The following is a 16088-nucleotide window of genomic DNA, read 5'->3' as shown; positions in this document are numbered from 1 at the left end:
CCGGGGGCGGTGCGCAGGCATCGCCCTTTTTCGTTTCCGCTACAAGCGCATCCCTCCCCAGAATGTCACTTTTGGCGAAGTAAGATCGCGCATCGTGTGCGGCGCTGCCGGTTATCCGGCGCAGTGCCGAAGTACGCGCGTCGCCGGCGTTTGCAACGCGTGATTAGGGCTGTAATCACGCGTTCACAAATATTTCGTCGCGTTACCCTGTAAGAATGGTTGCAATCAGGTAAACAGTCGTACACTTGGGGACGCCCACCTTTTAGAAAAACGACCATGAGCGTAATTTTGAAAAAGACGAGAAGGTCGCAGCAGTCGCGGCGGCGCTTGCGCCTGGCTTCTCTCAAGATGAGTTTGCCGAAAAGTTCATAGAGTTGTACCCAAAGGATTGGGAGCGGATTCAGAAGGCGTATCGCGGTCATGAGCGCAAAACAAAGCCAGGCAATTCACATCCGATGCCAGCGCCCCAACAGTATCTCAAGAACTGCTATAACACCTGGGCCACGGCCCGCTGAAGATCGTAAAACTATGAAAGCCACCCGGTTGTTCCTCCATGTCCTTGTCGTTGCAATATCGGTTTTTTCAACTATGACCGCTCGAGCAAATGAGGGGGAAGTTTGGCAAATTAGAGGTGTGGGGCAACACGGTTGCGGTAAGTGGATCGAGGCTAGACGCGAAAACTCGACCATGGTTGTGCTCTACGAACAGTGGGTTGCGTCGTTTATTGCCTCATACAACTACTACCAGACCGATAGAGCCCGAAAACTGGAAGTTGACGTGCCCGACTTTCCCACCATCAATGCGTATCTCGACAAGTTTTGCTCTGACAAGCCGTTGTTCACTGTGGCGTTTGGAGCGGCCCAGCTCGTACAAGAATTAGGTGGCGTGAAAGCACTCCACAACCGGCCCAGACCCAAGTAAGGTGATCCTGAGAGGAAAATATGCTAAAAACAGCTAGGCTACGACAGGCGCAAACGAAAAGTGACAAGCAACCGGCTAATCGCTGGTCAGCATTGTGGATGAGGGCAACTGGGGTACGGCACTTCCCAGAATAGTTCGAGGAAAATATGTTTGATTTGACCGACGACGAACGCGACAGACTGAATAGCACTAGAGAGTCACAAGCAAAAAAATATCGCCAGCAACTGCGTATGACTCGCAATAAGACATTTGCAATCAATCTAGTACGTAACCTGTATAGTCAAGTTGATACACAAGTGGTCCGGGCCAAGGAGCGGGGTCTACAATTTGATTGTACGTCAGGCTGTAACTTCTGTTGTTCGCTCCGAGTGGAAGTTGTACCGCCTGAAGTATTTCTAATAGCTCGCGAGTTGCGGAAACAACCAAAACAGGATTTCGAAATCCAGCTTAAAAAGATATCCGCGCAGGCATCGTATGCCAACGGGCTCAACATGGGAAGATACGACAGGCCGTGCGCCCTGCTCAAGGATGGCCGCTGCTCCGTCTATGATATTCGCCCCAGCATGTGTCGAAAGCTAAATTCACTTGATGTCGAGGCTTGCCGTAGACCTGGTACGGATGCTCCGGAAGATGAACAGATGGTTTCTAATATTGCTGCGATAGTAGTTGGAGCCAATGAGGGATACGGGCAAGCCAAATTTCCAAACGACAGCCACGAGTTGGGTCAAGCGCTTTGGGTTGCACTTACGGATGAGAAAGCGGAAGACCGCTGGTTCAGCGGTGACACCGTATTCCAGGCCTTACCGGACAGTTACTGAGCCCAAGGAAAATCACGCGCCGTGAGGCGCCCGCAGCTGGCCGGCCGCCAGTACCCACAATGGACCAGCGCATGGACAATAAGACTACTGCAGTCGCCCGAGTAAGTTCTAACGAATTGAGCGGTTGCAGCTTCTGCTCGCACTCGATCGACGGAACAATGGATTTTGCCGCTGCCGTCAACCACTATTTAACAGAGCATGGTTGCACTCTCCTGCATGTTGGTCAGGAGGACGTCCCTGGTCATGATGGAAAGCCGTGGGCAACGACGGTCGCGGTGCTCGCCGCCAAGTGATCAGTTCACCGGAAAATATTCTTATGTTCCACCCCGAGTTATGGAAAAGAATGCATTAAGTAAAAAAGGTTCCGACTTTCAAATTGGGGCCTTCTTTATTGGAGCGCTATTCGGCGAAAAAAGGAACCGCGTGATGGTGACTAGGGAACTAATCACACGTTCACGACGGCACAGTCAAAATAGTGAGGAAAATTCTGCAGTGCTTTGGCGTAAGGCGATTTTCAATATAGAATAATGCCATTCGCCCACCCCACCCTCCGTTTGAAGATCCTATGACACCAGAAGAATTCACTAGTCACCCAATTCATGCGGCAATCTCACTGATGAATACTCTGCCGGCCACAAATGCGCTTCGCGAAGCATTGATCGAATTGCCAGATGCAAAAACTTATATTACGCAAATTTTTGCCATGCGTCGTGTAATCGAAAGTCATTTGTCAGCCAACCCTCCAGAATTGATCAGCTTAGTGGGATTGAATCAAATTGCGCATCAGCTAAATGAAGTGCTCGCGCGATTTGAGGCTTTCACAACTACTCGTCAGCTCGACCAATTGGTATCTGCGGTTATAGTCGTTTCACAAAATATACAGCCTTTAATGTGGACTTTCGCTCGACCGCCCGAAGAAACGGCAGGCGCGGTATATAATAAAATGCTATCGGAACATCGTGACTTGGCGAAAAAAAGCATGGAAGACTTATCGCGTCAACATGCAAAAACCAAAGAAATGTTGGAAGTCCAAGCAGAAAGCGCTAACCATCTCCTGAGTAAGATAAAAAAGATGGATGAAGACGCGGCAAGCCTTCGGTCACAAGCATCAGCTCAAGTGGCGGAGTTACAGAGTCAGTACCACGACGCAGAACGTGACCGTAAAAAAGAGCATGACGAAGCAATGCAAGCCCGGCTAGTAGATGCGTCGAAATTACAAGAGACAGCCAAAGATGATGCAGAACGTTTTTCTGAAGTTCTTAAAGAATACGAAACCAACGCGGCGAAATTGTATAGCTCTTTTGGAACCAAAGGGGTGACTGGTAGTTATGAAAACGCGGCTGATAAGGAAACAACTCAAGCGAATCGGTTTCGAATTGCCGCGATTGTGTTTTTTTCACTTGGCGTGACCATGGCACTAGGATTGCTCGAAAAATGGATTGGACACGCACCGTCCGCGGAAACCATGATAACGGTCTTGTTTCGGATCGGAGCCACCATCACAATTACCTTGCCGGGCTGGTATCTTGCACGGGAATCTGCTCGTCATCGCACCACTGCCGACCGCGCCCGTCAAACTCAAATAGAACTCGCGGCCCTTGGGCCGTTTATTGAACTGATGGAAAAAGATAAAAAAGACACAATCAGGGAAGAATTGATAAAGAAATATTTTGGGAACGGCGTGCAAGAGCACACTGTCAGCGCGCCTTTTAATATGACAGAGGTGAGCGCCCTTGTTGAGGCTCTGAGTAAGTTCCGAGAGGCAAAATAATAAGGCGCTTACCAGAATAGTAAGGCGCGACTAGGGAGCTAATCACGCGTTCACTCCAAAACACGCAAGTCATTGCATAACGGGCGGTGCGCAGGCATCGCCCTTTTTCACACGGCCAACGGAGCCCCATGAATGTCACTCTCGGCGATGTGCTCTGGCAAGTAACCGACGACTGCGCCTGGTACCAGGGCTGGGTAGGCCTATCCAGCGGAAATATATGGATCGACGATGCACCCTTTGGCGACTACATCGCCGCTTGGTATCCGAATCTGGCAATGGATGCGCAGATGCTGGTAACCGTGCGCGACCGGGCCAGCGGCCGCCCCGCCCTCAGCGTGGCCCTGCGCTGCCCGGCGGGCCATCCGGAGCGGCTGGCGCCGGTCGAGGCCGACGACGTTCCCTGGGAAGGCGACGGGGTAATGTGGCAAATCCCGCTGGCACCGAGCGAGATCGCTAGCCATGGCCAGGCAGGTGCCACCGTGGAGCTCGCCGCACTGATTCTGCGCCGCGATCCGGCCTTGGTGAAATACCTATGCCAGCCCGGGCTGATCATTGCATCCGAAGACTCCCTGGACATGCCCTTTCCCTGACCCACGCGTTCAATAGACGGCAGCAAATAATGCATGTGTGAACACACTTGCTGACTGGAAGCTTACTTTGCAATCAAGCTAAACAATTTAGCCATTTTCGTTGTATTTCGATCAAACGCAAACTTGCACGATTGACACCCGCTGCCCCTGATGATTCTATAGTCCCCTCTCACTTTTGGATGGAGTTGAACAGCATGATGAAGCCAACCGTATTATCCCTGTCGTTGGGCGCGATGTTTGCAGCCGGCGGCGGCTTTGCAGGCGCGGCCTTCGCCCAGGACGGCCAGCCGATGCAGCGTGTCGAGATCACCGGATCGTCGATCAAACGCATTCAAAGCGAAACCGCCAACCCGCTGTCGATCATCAAGGCCGACGAGTTCATCAAGCAGGGATTGACCACGGCCCAGGAAGCGCTGTCGCGCATTCCATCGAACCAGAGCACCATGGGCAGCGGCAACGTCGTTGGCGGCAACAGCAGCGGCCTGCCGACCGGCGGCCAGGCCAGCGCCGACTTGCGCGGCCTGGGCGGCGACAAGACCCTGGTGCTGCTCAACGGCCGGCGCCTCGCCAACCACCCGTACGACAGCTCCAGCGTCGACCTGAACATGATTCCCCTGTCCGCCCTCGACCGGGTCGAAGTGCTGCGCGACGGCGCCTCGGCCATCTACGGCACCGACGCCATCGGCGGCGTGATCAACTTCATCACCAAGCGCTCGGTCACGACCACCACCATCACCGGCGAACTGGTGCGCCCACGCAAGGACGGCGGCGACGAAAAACGCGTCAACCTGTCCAGCGGCTTCGGCAACCTGGACAAGGACGGCTTCAACGTCTTCGGCGTGGTCGACTGGCACAAGCAGACCTCGATCGGTTCGCAGGAGCGCGAATTCTCGAAAACCGGGATCGTTCCTAGCCGCGGCCTGAACCTCACGTCCGGCACCACCTTCCCGGCCAACTTCTACGATGCCGGCGCCGACAAGTCCGGCAATCCGGGCTGGGCCACCGGTTGCAATCCACCGTTCTCGGTACCGAACGCGGCCGGCATCTGCCGCCAGGATTACACGCGCCAGATCGACAGCATGCCCGACCAGGAACAAGTGGCCCTGTTCGCGCGCGGCAGCATGAAGCTGGGCGCCGACCACCTGGCCAGCCTGGAATTTTTGCATTCGCAAAACGACGTCACCTCGCGCACCGCGCCGCCGCCGCAAACCGGCCTGATCCTGCCGAACACCAGCAAGTACTATCCGAAGAGCGGCGTGTCGGGCGGACCGTTGTCGGTCAACTGGCGTCCGCTGGAAGCGGGCCAGCGCACCATCGATTCGCAAGGCAAGGCCGACCGCGTGGTGTTCGGCATGGAAGGCTTGCTGGCGGGCTGGGATTACAAGGGCGGCATCGCGCACTCGATCTCCAAGTCGAGCGAAGACTTCGTGGGCGGCTACGTGGCCGACGCCTCGTTCGCGGCCGGCGTTGCCAATGGCATCCTCAACCCGTTCGCGCTGCAGGACGCGGCCGGCAAGGCCTATCTGGACAGCACCGCCCTGCGCGGCCGCGTGCAGAGCGCCGAAGTGAAAAACACCGCCTTCGATTTCAAGGCCAGCCGCGACATCATGGCCATGGGCGGCGGCCAGATGGCGGTCGCGGTCGGCACCGAGATCCGGCGCGAGACGGCCGAATTCAACGTCAACCGCGCGATCGCCTCGCAGGCGTCGAGCTCGGGCTTGTCGGGTTCGCTGTCGAAAACCGGTTCGCGCAATATCCAGGCCGTGTTTACCGAGCTGAACCTGCCGTTCACCAAGGAACTGGAAGTGCAGCTGGCGGCGCGCTACGACCGCTACAGCGACGTCGGCAACACCACCAACCCGAAAGTCGGCCTGCGCTACCAGCCGACCCCGCAAGTGCTGGTGCGCGGTTCGGCCAGCACCGGTTTCCGTGCCCCGACCCTGTTCGAAAAGAACGGTCCGCCGTCGCGCAACGATACCAACGACAGCTACAACGATCCGATCCTGTGCCCTGGCGGCAAGCCGCAGCCAGGCTCGAATCCGCTGCGTGACTGCGACCTGCAACAGTACAAGCTGCAGGGCGGCAATATCAACCTGAAGCCGGAGAAATCGAAGTCGTTCTCCTTCGGCGCGGTGATCGAGCCGATCCCGAGCGTGACGATTGCGGCCGACTACTGGAACATCCAGTTGAAGGACAAGATCGCCGCCCTGCCGGAGCAAAGCATCTACGGCAACTACGAGAAGTACAAGGCGCTGTTCCTGCGTAATCCGGACGGCTCGCCGAACGCGATCGAAAACTTCCTCAACAACCTTGGCGAAGTCAAGACCGACGGCGTCGACCTGAGCATGACCCTGCGCCTGCCGCGCACCAGCGTCGGCAACTTCACCGTGACCATGGACGGTACCTACGTGCACAAGTACGACTACCAGAACGAGCGCAATGGCGAGTTCATCCACAACGTGGGCCGCTACGCCGACATGGCGCCGGTGTTCCGCTGGCAGCACACGGCAGCGCTGAACTGGAGCAACGGTCCTTGGGGCGTGAACCTGTCGCAATCGTTCAAGTCCTCGTATCAGGACCAGAACCAGGTGGCCGACGAGTTCAAGCACAAGGTCGAAGCCTACAGCCTGCTGAACCTGTCGGGCAGCTACAGCGGCGTCCAGGGCCTGACCCTGACCGCCGGCCTGAAGAACCTGCTGGACGAACAGCCGCCGTTCTCGAACCAGGGCACCCTGTTCCAGAAGGGCTACGATCCGCGCTTCAGCGACCCGATCGGCCGCGCGGTGTACCTGCGCGCCAGCTACGCGTTTTAAGCGTCCCGGGCTGATGTGAAAAAACCGCCGGATGCACAGTCCGGCGGTTTTTTTTCGCCTGGCCGCTGGCACGGCCGGGCAAGCTTGATCCTGTCATACCATGCATCACGTCGTAACGTCAGTGTTTGCATCCAGGCCTCTTTGACACCGACTTGCGGGGAGCCCGCATGCGCGTCGCGAGTTCAGCCTCACGTTCCATTTGCGCGATGGACACCGTCTTCGAGACGAAAATTTCCTACAATTCGCTTGCCATGCCAAGCGCCAGCACGGTACGGATAAAGTTTTCAAACGTGCAGTCGCCACGCGTTTCCAGCCGCTGCAGCGTGGCCTTGCCGATTCCGGCCCGCTCGGCCAAGGTCTCCAGGGTAATTCCCTTCAAGAGCCGTCGCCGCCTGATGCTAAACATCCTCATTTTCGTAGCGGGAAAAGGCAATCAGGCCTTTGCCGAAGATCTTCGACGCCTGCCGTTGGGTCAGGCCGTAGCGCTTGCGCAATGCGATGTACTCTTCGCCCATCAGCTGCTCGCCATACTCGGCCTTGCGCGCCGCCAGCCTGCGCAAGTTGTCGGCGTGTTGCGCGGACAGCGTGTCGACGGCGCCGCAAGCATCGCATTGCACGTGCCGCAGCTCAACGCTGACCATCTTTTTGTTCGGGAAAAATTCGCGTCGAGATACGATCTCGTGCAGCTTGCCGTCCTTGCAGGCGCGGCAGGTCAGCGTTATCGGCATGGCGGTCATCCTCGCGATGGCTCCCGGCAGCGAAAAAGTCAGGTTGCCTGACAGTGAGCACATTGCGACATATTTTATCACCGTGATAAATCCCGCCATCGGCGCTTTTTACGCGCTCCTTGCGTTACATCAGCAATGCGCTTGTCCGGGGCGTGGATACTGGACAATTCCCTGTCCAGACCTTCCCCGCCATGCTGACTCTGAAAATTGCCGCCGCGCGCGATGGCGACGTGATCATCGCGGGCGCCGGCCCGGCCGGCGCCGCCGCGGCCGCCCATCTGGCCGACGCCGGCTTCTCGGTCCTCCTGCTCGACCACCAGCAATTCCCGCGCGATAAAGTCTGCGGCGACTTCGTCGGCCCGGCCGCCCTGCTCGAACTCGACCGCCTCGGCATTTCCGGCCTGCCCGGCTACCGCCACACCAACATCATCCACGAGGCCGCGCTGTACCTGAACGGGCGCCACCTGATCACCCATCCCATCCCGCGCGTGGCGGGCATGCCGGCGCATGGCCGGGTCATCGCGCGCAAGGAACTCGACCAGTGGATCCTCGAACGGGCGCGCGCGGCCGGCGCCCGGGTGCTGGAAAACACCCGGGTGCAGGGCTTCGCCAGCGGCGCCGGCGGCGTCAGCGTCGCGGTCAACGGCCCGGCCGGGCCGGCCACCCTGCGCGCGCAAGCGCTGATCGGCGCCGACGGCAGCAGTTCCGTGGTGGCCCGCCTGCTGCGCGGGCACACGGTGCCGGACCGCAACCGCATCATCGCCATGCGCGCCTACATGGACGGCTTGCCGGACACCGGCAACCGCTGCGACCTGTATTTTTCGGACGATACCTTTCCCGGCTATTACTGGCTGTTCCCGACCGGCCCCAGCTCGGCCAATGTCGGCATCGGCATGGTGCGCGCGACCTTGCCGCGCAACGAGGAACACCTGCGCCAGCTGATGGTGCGCCTGATCTCCAGCGACCCGGCCCTGCGCGCGCGCCTCGGCGACGCGCAACTGCGCGGCCCGGTGACCGGCTGGCCTTTGAGCACCTACGATCCGGCCCTGCCCTGCGTGGGCGAACGGGTGCTGCTGGCGGGCGACGCCGCCGGCCTGATCAACCCGCTCAACGGCGAGGGCATCCAGTACGCCATGCTGAGCGGACGCTGGGCCGCCGAAACCCTGCTCGCGGCGCGCGCGCGCAACGATTTTACGCACGCCAGCCTGCTGCCCTACGCGCAGCGGGTCGAACGCGAGCTGCGCTTCGACATGGCGCTGGCGCGCCTGATCGTGCAGCTGATCCGCAACCGCCACCTGACCCCGGTCTGGCTCGACGCGCTGCGCATCATCGTGGCGCGCGCCCGCAGCGACCCCGCCTACGCCGATGTCACCGGCGGCGTGCTGGCCGGGCTGGTGCCGGCGCGCCGCGTGATGGGCGCCGACATCCTGCGCAAGACCGCCTTGCAGGCGCTGCTGTCGCTGGCCGGGATGGGGGCGCGCCACCTGCTGCGCGGGCGTGCCCATTGCGTGCGTCTGGGCTTGCAAACAGGCACGGCGGCGGCCGGGGTGGCGCTGTCGATGGCGGCCAATCCGCGCGCCGCGCTCGACTGGGGCCTGGGCGTGGCCGGCAGCGCGCTGGAACTGGGCGGCGGCGTGGCCGGGGCGCTGCTGCAACCGGGCGCGCAGGCCGCGCCGCCGGCTCCCGCCGCGCTCGATTACAGATCGCGCTCAATCATGTAAAGCACCACTTGGTGCAGGAAGCGCTTGTGCTCGGAGTCGGGCAGCGCGCCGAAGACTTGCTCGAATTCATGCAGGGCCGCGCCGGCCAACTGGCGCGCGCAGCTGCGCGCATGGGCAATGCCGCCGTACTTGTCCATCGTGGCGCGCACCCAGTCGACCTCGGCTTGCTGGCGCGCCCCGCGGGGAAGCGCCAGGAAGGCCCGGATGCGCTGTTTTTCCGCCTCCTCGCAATGGCCCACCGTGTGGATCAGCATCAGGGTGCGCTTGCCCTCCCAGATGTCGCCGTTGATTTCCTTGCCGTACTTGCCTTCGTCGGCATCGAGGTTGAGGATGTCGTCCTGGATCTGGAACGCCGCGCCCATGTAGTAGCCGAAGCGGTCGAAGCGCTCGAGCGGCAGCGCGCCGCCGGTCGCGACCAGGGCGCCGATGCGCAGCGGGTGCATGCAGGTGTACCAGCAGGTTTTCTTGAGCACCATGCGCAGGTAGTCTTCCTCGCTCAGCTCGGCCACGTTGTCGCGCACCCAGCCCAGTTCCAGCGCCTGGCCTTCGACCGTCTGGCACACCATGTGCTCGATTTCGTTGACGATGCGCCAGGTCAGTTGCGGGCCGACGATCGCCAGGTTGTTGAGCAGCAGGCGGATGCACAGCACCTGCATGGCGTCGCCCACGTTGAGCGCGACCGCCAGGCCCTGGTCGGCCTGCAGGGTCGGCTGGCCGCGCCGGCTTTCGCTGCCGTCTTCGATGTCGTCGTGGATCAGGAAGGCGTTGTGATAGAGCTCGATGGCGACCGCCGATTCGAGCACCCGGCGCACCTCGCCGCCGAAGGCGCAGCAGGCGGCGATGCACAGCGCCGGCCGCAGGCCCTTGCCCGAGCGCAGCGGATACACCGGCAGCAGGTCGTACAGATAGCGCCGCGGCTCCTTGCTGGGCAGGTATTCCAGCAGACGCGCCATGGTGAGCTCCTTGTAGCGCGCCAGGCTGGCCTCGACAAAACGGGAACGCCCGTCCGCCTCACTCACCGGGCGACTCGACCTGCACGGTGAGCACGGCGCGCACCTGTTCCAGCGCGCTGGCCAGCAGCAGCCCGGAATAGGTGCCGGGCGCGCAATCCGGCGGCACCGTCACCGTGATTTGCACCGTCGCCGCCGAGCGCGCCGCGATGAACAGCTGCTCCGGCACGAAGGCGATCTGCGCCGCCGTCAGGCGGGCGCCGCTTTCGCTGAGCAGGTCGGCGCAGTGGAAACGAAACAACCCGGTCGGGACATCGGCCGCGTTTTCCAGGGTCATCGGCACGCTGAGCGAGCTGCCCGGCGCGATCGGCTGCGGCATCTTTAAGGACGCGGTGGCGTCGCCGCCCTGCTTCGGCGCCGCCGCGCCGCCGGGGCGCACCGTGACTACCCGCTCCGACAGCGCACCGAGCGAATTGCTGGCCAGGACCACCATGTCGAGCAGGATGTCGACCACCTCGTGCGCGTCGCGGCGAAAGCGCTGCATCACGTCGGCGGGGTCGCCGGCGCGCAGTTTTTCCACGTCCACGAAACGCATTTCGACCCGTTTGGCGGCCGCCACCCCGAGCGCGATTTCTTCTTCCAGGGTCGAGGCGGCCTGCTGCACGATGCGCGACGTCTTGCCGGCCATGCGGATCAGGTAATCGAGCTCGGCCCGGCTCATGCTGATGTTGTCGCTTTCATTGCTTGGCATTGCTCACAGCTCCTTGGCGTGACGATTACGGTTGGAAAGGCGGAGACCCGGGCGCGGCCCCGGACACATCAGCCGGGCACCGGGGTCGGGGTCGGCACATCGTCGCGGCAGGCGAACAAACGCGTGGTGCCGCGCACCGTGATGCTGGCAAACGGGTTGCCGAACACCTCGATGCCGATCGTGTAATCGCTGCGCGCGCAGATCGGTTCGCACACGGTGATGCACACGGGCACCGGCTCGCGCGCGGCCAGCAGCATGTTCATGCTGACCTGGAGCGGACGCTGCGGGTCGCTTGAGAGCATCACGCTGGCCGGGGACGGATCGAACGAAATCGAGACCGGGCACGGCTTGTCGAGTTTGAAGGTATGTTCGAGCCGGACCGTTTCTTCCGCGAAGGACAGGATCGAGACGTTTTGTTCGGGCATGATGGTTCTCCTCACAGGGTTGAAATTCAGCTTGCGGTGCGGGCCGCGCGCACCAGTTCGCGCGGCAGGGCGAACACCACGTGCTCGCGCACGCCGGGACGATTTTCCACCGGGCCGGCGCCCCACGCTTGCAGGCGCGCCACCACCTGCCCGAGCAGCACTTCGGGGGTGGAGGCGCCGGAGGTGATGCCGACGCGGCGGCGGCCGTCGAACCAGGCGCGCTGCAACTGCTCGGCGTCATCGACCAGGTAGGCGTCGACCTGCTGCCCCGCGGCGATCTCGCGCAGGCGCTGCGAGTTGGCGCTGGCGGGCGAACCGATCACCAGGATCAGGTCGCAGGTGGCGGCCAGTTCCTTGATGGCGGCCTGGCGGTTCTGGGTGGCGTAGCAGATATCTTCCTTGCGCGGCCCGGTCAGCGCCGGAAAGCGCATTTGCAGGATATGCAGGATGGGCTTGATGTCGTCGATCGAAAACGTGGTCTGGGTGGCGTACGCCAGGCGCGTGGGGTCTTGCACCTGGAGCTGCGCGGCTTCGCCGGCGTTGCCGACGACGTGGATGGCGCGCGCGCTGGGGCCGCTGTAGTGGCCGAGCGTGCCGACGATTTCGGGATGCCCGGCGTGGCCGATCAGGATCACTTCGCGGCCGTCGCGCGCGTGGCGCCCGACTTCCATGTGGACCTTGCCGACCAGCGGACAGGTGGCGTCGAACACGCGCAGGCCGCGCGCGTCGGCCTCGGCCCGCACCTGCGGCGCGATGCCGTGCGCGCTGAACACCACGATACTGTGCTCGGGCACCTGCGCCAGTTCCTCGACGAACAGCGCGCCGCGCTCGCGCAGCGCGGCCACCACGTGGCGGTTATGCACGATTTCGTGACGCACATAGACCGGCGCGCCGAACACCTCGAGGGCGCGCTCGACGATCTCGATGGCGCGCTCGACCCCGGCACAAAAGCCGCGCGGATTGGCCAACACGATTTGCATACATCCTCCGAAGCGGAGACTGGATCAGTCCGCTTTAGAGCTTACGTGGCTGGACCCGGCCGGGATTGATACAGATCAAACCCCTGAAATGTCGCAAGGCCGCACCGCCAAGAAAAAACCCCGCCGGACAGGGTGTCCGGCGGGGTTTTTTACGTCCTACAAGTTTCTTGCAAAGGTAAGCGGTGGCTGTCTGTCAACCGCCGCCCACCCCGGCAATTACAGGAACTTGTAGTTCAGACGTGCGTAAAAGGTGCGGCCCAGCGGGTTGGTGAACGACGCATCGTAGCCGACCTGGAAGTTGGCGCCGTTACGCGACGATGGTGGGTCTTCGTCGGCGATGTTCTTGACACCAAAGGTCATGCTCAGGTTCTTCATCGGTTTCCAGCCAATGGTGGCATCGAAGGTCGAGTAGTTGCCGACCTTGCGCAGTTCCGGGTAGTCGGCGGCGATCAGCGAAGGATCGGTGTAGTCCCAGTACCCTTTGGTGTAGTTGTGGGTGACCGAGCCGCTCCACTGGCCGAGGCCGTACGTCAGGCCCAGGGTGTGGCGATAGCGCGGGGTCGGGCCGAAGTCCTTGAATTTGCCCAGGTCGCTGACTTCCTTTTCGCCCTCGTACTGGTAGCCATGCTTGCTGTAGTAGGTCGAATCGTAGTTCGCGCCGACCGTGCCCATGTCGCCGAACTTCTGGCGGTAGTTCAGGTTCAAATCGACACCGGCGGCGTAGAACTTGCCGGTGTTCACGCGTGGCAGTGCCACGTAGGCGAGCGGGAAGTCCTTGTTGGTGCTGGCCTTGTAAGGAAGCTTCTTGGCGCCGACCGGCACTGGCGGCGGAGGCAGATTAAGCTTTTCCGCGTCTACTTTGTCTTTCAAATACTTGTCTTCGATTACCGGATCGTAGCGGTAGAACTGGTTGATGTTGGCAACCGGATCGCCGAACACGGTATTTTCCGACATCGCGTTGATCGACTTGTCGATCTTCACGTTCCAGTAATCGATCGAACCGCTGATGGTCGAGGTCGGCTGGAATACCAGGCCCAGGGTGTACTGCTTCGATTTTTCCGGCTTCAGATCAGGATTGCCGCTGTTCTGGGTGTCGAGCTGGACCGAGCACTCATCCTGGCGTTCGCCCACCGTGTCGTTGATCGCCACGCCATTCGGGCAGCGGATCGGATCGTTGAAATTCGACGAGGTGTTGTTCAGCGCCTTTGGATTGAGGTTGTCGACCAGGGTCGGGGCGCGGAAGCCGCGGGCCACCGAACCGCGCGCCATGATCATGGCGCTCGGACGGTAGGTGAAGCCAAGTTTCGGGCTCAGATTGTCGAATTCGGTGCCGAAACCGTTCTTGTACTTGTCGTAGCGCGCAGCGGCGGTCAGTTCCAGGTCCTTAACGACAGGAACAACAACTTCCGAGAACAGGCCGAACACTTTACGGTCGCCGGTCACGCCAGGAATTTCGCCAGCGCCGCCGACTTCGTCACCGTTCTTGAGCACATCGGACGATACCTGGCTCAGCTTTTCAGTACGGTAGGAGGTACCGACCGAGAAGCCGACCGCACCGGCCGGCAGGTTGAAGATTTCCTTGGACATACGGAAATCGAACTCTTTCGAGGTCGACACCCCGCCGTTTTCGAAGCCGCTCAGCTGCGAACCGAGCAAGGCTGCCAGACTGGCCGCATCCTGGGTGCCGAACACATTGATCTCGCCGGAATCGACCAGCGGCCGCAGTTTGGCGTAGCTGAACTTGCCTGGGCCGAAGCTGATTTCGACTTCGTTTTTGCCATAGGTCAATGCCGTTTCGTAATCCCAGCCGACCATATTGCCCTTGGCGCCCACCACGACACGGGTGTTCTCGGTCTTGGTCAGGTCGTTGCGGCCGCCGCCGGCGACGGTACGCCAGGTACCCGAGAGCGGACCGGTCGGGGTGACGTCCATATCGGCCGCGAGAACGCTTTCCGCAGTCGTAACAGTGCCATTCGGCATTTTGTAGCCGGCAGGCAGTTTCAAGCCTTTCGGCAGCTTGATGGTTTTCGGATAAAAGCGGCCTTTGACCGGGTAGTTCATCGGCTCGGTATACGGCGCCGGCGAGGACGCCGCGATCATCTTGTCCTTGGTGTAAGCCGCTTCGGCGAACAGTTCCAGGCTGTCGCTGACCTTGAACACGCCGCGTGTGACGATATTGTCGTGCTTGGCTTCAGGAACCAGGTCGATGTACTTGACGTAGTCGGTGCCGCAGCCTTTTTCGCTGTTAACCACCAGGCTGAATTCGTCGTTCTTGCAACCGTTGTAGCGGAACGGGTTGACGCCCACGTACTTGTTGCCGAGCGAATCGATGAAGGTCAGGTTGGGCACGCCGTTACGCGGCGAAGACTTGTTGATGCCCAGGTCGGGACGCACCGAGGTCGTCGAAAAGCTGCGCTCGGACGCCAGCAGTTTTTCGTTCTCTTCGTGGTTGGCGCTGACCAGCACGTTGAAGCGGTCGGTCGCCAGGTCGCCGAAGCCGGCCGTGATATTGAAGCTCTTGGTGTTGCCGCCACCCTGGTCGACGTGGGTCTTGTAGGCGGACATTTCCACGCCCTTGTAGTCCTTGCGCAGGATGAAGTTGATCACGCCGGCCACCGCATCGGCGCCGTACACGGCCGAGGCGCCGTCGCGCAGCACTTCGATGCGTTCGATGGCCGACAGCGGAATCGAGTTCAGGTCGACCGGGTTGTTGCCGACCGCATAGTTGGCCACGCGGCGGCCGTTCAGCAGCACCAGCGTGTAGCGGGCGCCGAGGGCGCGCAGGTTGGCGGTCGACGGCACGCCGGAGGCGCCGACGTTGTTGGCGGTGACGCCGCCGCCGAAGTTACCCGGAATCAGGTTGACGAGGTCTTGGGCGGAGGTGGCGCCGGTGCGCTCGATGTCTTCGCGTTTAAGAATGGTGACAGGCAGCGCGGTTTCAGCGGCGACGCGTTTGATCGACGAGCCGGTGATCTCGACGCGCTGCATCGAATTGTCCTGTGAAGCGGTCTGGGCGACGGCTGGCAATGCCGCAAGGCCGAGGCCGACTGCGATACCGCCCGAAAAGACCAGGCGCAGTGAACGCGATAAAACGGTTTCTGTCATCATGTGTGAATCCCTTGATTTTATAAAATATTAGTATTAACACCATCTCTTTTGGAGGGTGCATCAATTTAAGTAGCGAACCTCGCGGTGGCACGTTCCGGATCGCGGACACGTCCCGATGCAAAGTACAACAGCCGAGTTCTTGGTAACCTTGTCTCCGTCGGCTGAAACTTCTTCACTTCGCTTAAAGCGACATACTCCAACTGGCGCCGCACTTCTGTGCTTTTTTGCCAATCAAGCCCAAGATAGAAACATATGGGAATAATTGATGTCAACGGTAAACACACAATATGTATATAAACAACAGCCGTGGTCGCGTGCAGTCGATTGCACTGTAGTTTCTTGCATACGGAACAGAAATTTGTGTTTGAATAAAGGAAATTAATTGCAGGGGTTGGCAATGCGCAGCCGTGCCCGCTTGAAAAGCGGGCGCGTGGAAGCGCGCCATGTTGCGTATGGCGGCGTTCAATATGGGCGCCGGTCGCGGCGTTGGGGAAATGAACAGGCGGCGGCGC

14 protein-coding genes are annotated in these 16088 nt (G+C 60.7%); 7 read left to right on the top strand and 7 right to left on the bottom strand.

All coding sequences use genetic code 11. From position 1 onward, the window contains the following. Positions 1–528 precede the first annotated feature (528 nt). From F1609_RS07465 to F1609_RS07440, 6 genes are all read left to right on the top strand, one after another. Entirely contained in the window at positions 529–921 is a 393-nt protein-coding gene (locus F1609_RS07465) for a hypothetical protein (protein ID WP_167075852.1), read from the top strand. A gap of 146 nt (positions 922–1067) precedes the next feature. Next, the gene (locus F1609_RS07460) at positions 1068–1739 is read left to right on the top strand and encodes a YkgJ family cysteine cluster protein (RefSeq protein WP_167075851.1); all 672 of its coding nucleotides are present in this window, start codon (positions 1068–1070) and stop codon (positions 1737–1739) included. A 71-nt stretch (positions 1740–1810) separates the two neighbouring features. After that, positions 1811–2032 carry a hypothetical protein gene (locus F1609_RS07455; protein ID WP_167075850.1) on the top strand — a complete coding sequence of 74 codons (222 nt, stop codon included), beginning with the start codon at positions 1811–1813 and terminating at the stop codon, positions 2030–2032. A gap of 272 nt (positions 2033–2304) precedes the next feature. Continuing rightward, entirely contained in the window at positions 2305–3510 is a 1206-nt protein-coding gene (locus F1609_RS07450) for a hypothetical protein (protein WP_167075849.1), read from the top strand. Between the two features lie 128 nt (positions 3511–3638). Further along, positions 3639–4100 (top strand): hypothetical protein, encoded by a 462-nt coding sequence (locus F1609_RS07445; protein ID WP_167075848.1) that lies wholly within the window; start codon positions 3639–3641, stop codon positions 4098–4100. Between the two features lie 194 nt (positions 4101–4294). Further along, the gene (locus F1609_RS07440) at positions 4295–6913 is read left to right on the top strand and encodes a TonB-dependent receptor (RefSeq protein WP_167075847.1); all 2619 of its coding nucleotides are present in this window, start codon (positions 4295–4297) and stop codon (positions 6911–6913) included. 235 nt (positions 6914–7148) lie between these two features. Here F1609_RS07440 and F1609_RS07435 read toward each other — a convergent pair whose 3' ends face one another. Together F1609_RS07435 and F1609_RS07430 are read right to left on the bottom strand one after the other, a co-directional pair. Further along, positions 7149–7319, bottom strand: a complete 171-nt coding sequence (locus F1609_RS07435) for a helix-turn-helix domain-containing protein (RefSeq protein ID WP_267876773.1) — start codon at positions 7317–7319, stop codon at positions 7149–7151. Beyond that, positions 7312–7740, bottom strand: coding sequence for a type II TA system antitoxin MqsA family protein (locus F1609_RS07430; RefSeq protein WP_196785410.1), 429 nt, complete (start codon positions 7738–7740; stop codon positions 7312–7314). Before F1609_RS07430 ends, F1609_RS07435 begins: the two co-directional genes overlap by 8 nt. A gap of 92 nt (positions 7741–7832) precedes the next feature. Between F1609_RS07430 and F1609_RS07425 the strand changes: the two genes are divergently transcribed. Further along, a complete protein-coding gene (locus F1609_RS07425; protein ID WP_167075845.1) occupies positions 7833–9362 on the top strand; it encodes an NAD(P)/FAD-dependent oxidoreductase in 1530 nt (509 codons plus the stop codon). On the opposite strand, the gene F1609_RS07420 is transcribed toward F1609_RS07425, so the two are convergent. The 5 genes from F1609_RS07420 to F1609_RS07400 form a co-directional block, all read right to left on the bottom strand. Then, on the bottom strand, positions 9338–10381 hold the full coding sequence (locus F1609_RS07420; protein WP_196785409.1) for a polyprenyl synthetase family protein: 1044 nt from the start codon (positions 10379–10381) through the stop codon (positions 9338–9340). The genes F1609_RS07425 and F1609_RS07420 overlap by 25 nt on opposite strands. Next, positions 10374–11063, bottom strand: coding sequence for a COG1470 family protein (locus tag F1609_RS07415; protein WP_167075844.1), 690 nt, complete (start codon positions 11061–11063; stop codon positions 10374–10376). Before F1609_RS07415 ends, F1609_RS07420 begins: the two co-directional genes overlap by 8 nt. Before the next feature lie 68 nt (positions 11064–11131). Then, positions 11132–11488, bottom strand: a complete 357-nt coding sequence (locus tag F1609_RS07410; RefSeq protein WP_167075843.1) for a hypothetical protein — start codon at positions 11486–11488, stop codon at positions 11132–11134. 26 nt (positions 11489–11514) lie between these two features. Then, positions 11515–12468: a 4-hydroxy-3-methylbut-2-enyl diphosphate reductase gene (ispH, locus tag F1609_RS07405; protein WP_167075842.1), complete on the bottom strand. Its 954-nt coding sequence runs from the start codon at positions 12466–12468 to the stop codon at positions 11515–11517. 216 nt (positions 12469–12684) lie between these two features. Continuing rightward, on the bottom strand, positions 12685–15576 hold the full coding sequence (locus F1609_RS07400) for a TonB-dependent receptor plug domain-containing protein (protein ID WP_167075841.1): 2892 nt from the start codon (positions 15574–15576) through the stop codon (positions 12685–12687). Between the last annotated feature and the right edge of the window lie 512 nt (positions 15577–16088).

Origin of the sequence: Massilia aquatica (assembly GCF_011682045.1) — a bacterium.
Classification (GTDB): Bacteria; Pseudomonadota; Gammaproteobacteria; order Burkholderiales; family Burkholderiaceae_D; genus Telluria_A; species Telluria_A aquatica.
Note: the sequence above shows the minus strand (reverse complement) of the source record. Positions and strands in the feature narration are given on the sequence as shown.